At 42.0% G+C, this 1,576-nt stretch carries 2 protein-coding genes and 1 pseudogene; all 3 read left to right on the plus strand.

Annotated elements, in window-relative coordinates:
• On the plus strand, positions 1 to 754 hold a 754-nt coding region (locus D3222_RS26400; RefSeq protein ID WP_232832676.1), incomplete at its 5' end, for a hypothetical protein.
• An 8-nt stretch (positions 755 to 762) separates the two neighbouring features.
• Positions 763 to 1,125 (plus strand): hypothetical protein, encoded by a 363-nt coding sequence (locus D3222_RS24495; protein ID WP_118988343.1) that lies wholly within the window; start codon positions 763 to 765, stop codon positions 1,123 to 1,125.
• Between the two features lie 16 nt (positions 1,126 to 1,141).
• Positions 1,142 to 1,288 (plus strand): annotated as a pseudogene (cdiI, locus tag D3222_RS25365) (ribonuclease toxin immunity protein CdiI); the annotation flags it as partial.
• Positions 1,289 to 1,576: the final 288 nt, after the last annotated feature.

The following is a 1,576-nucleotide window of genomic DNA, read 5'->3' on the forward strand; positions in this document are numbered from 1 at the left end:
GGAAGAGCGCATAACTGCGCGGCGGAATGCCGCGATTGCCGTCACCGCCGTGGCGGCAGGCGGCTATGCGCTGGTTTATGGCGGTCATATACTGATTGCGGGCTCGGCTGAAATGGCAACGGCAGGGCGTATTGCGCTGGAAGGCTGTAAAGCCAATCCGGCGCTGTGCCTGAATAACGTGGGGATTTTCGTTGCTGATGCGGTTGCGCCGGAAGCGGCTGTTGGGACCGGTGTTTTGGCGGCGGGAGCGGTAAAAGTATTAGGTAACAGCAAAGAAGGGGCGAAAAATCTGGCAGAAGAGTTGAGTCATGCCTCAGAACCGCTGTTAAGAAATGCTAAACCTGATACCCATGCCGTAGCTAGTTTGATGGAGAATACACGGAATCAATCTGCAAATATACGAATAAATGAAATATCAGAATTATTTGAATATAATCACTCAAGAATGGGGATTCAGATCGGTGATAGAACATTGATTGAGATGCCAAATAAAGGAAATTCGAAAATATTTAGTGGTGCTTCAGAGGCTGAAGTTAAACAGTATTTTATGGAGCTTACTGGAAGTAAAAATTTACCAGCAGGGAGAAGCATTCCAGGTAAGGGAAATATTTATACAGTTAAAACCCCTAAAGGTACATTTAACCTAAGGGACTTTTCAGCATCATCCAGTGAAACAGGAAGCGTGTGGACCATTGATATACCAAGAGGTGTAGGTAAACCTAACGCTCCTGTTGAAATTAAATTTTTGAAGTGAGGTGCTTTATGAAACTTGTACCTAATTTTGAGCAAATAGTTAATGACTCTAGAGGATTATGGTTGTCTGGCCTATTTAGTTCAATTATAGGCTGGAATCCTGGTTATGATTTACCGACATATAAGGAAATGTTTTTTATCACACTGAAAATATTGTTGGATAAGGATATTATTCGCTTTTGTGAACCAACAGATCCTTTAGGTCATGATATTGCTCATTGGAAAACTGATAGTAATACAATAATCCGCTATCTTCGTGAATGTTGGCCTGAAGGTATATCTCGTGAAGATGATGAAAATCTGAACACATATTTTTATGAAGTTCCAGCGATTCTATGGTCAGATGGTACTGGCAATTATTTAGGCTCCTAACGGCAGGTTTGCTGTTGGTTATCCGCCAATTGATGAAGATACGATAACAGTTAATGAAGAAATCTGTTATCACTATGTCAGATTGGCCTGTGAAAAGTATCTCGAGTTTCATCCAGAAGATACGGATAAGGTTAATGAGTTGCTGACAAAAATTCCAAAATAAAGTCAATCCCCTCGATCATATGATCGGGGGAAATTATTTTTATTAACTTTTAGAGCTGACACGCAAGTTCAATAATTAGCTGATCATCTTTTCGGTTAAATCCATGCTTGGCGGCTGAATTAGCCGCCAAGCATGGAAAGCAGGCTATTTGAACCGGCATATAAGAATGAAACAGAACGGCAAATTCATAAACTTCAGGAAGCGCTGACGGGTAATGAAGCTAAGGCCCAGACGGCTAAATTTATCGGGGCGTTATCAGGTGCCCTGATTAGTCATACCCCGGAAGGC

This window comes from Photorhabdus sp. CRCIA-P01 (assembly GCF_003545805.1).
Classification (GTDB): Bacteria; Pseudomonadota; Gammaproteobacteria; order Enterobacterales; family Enterobacteriaceae; genus Photorhabdus; species Photorhabdus antumapuensis.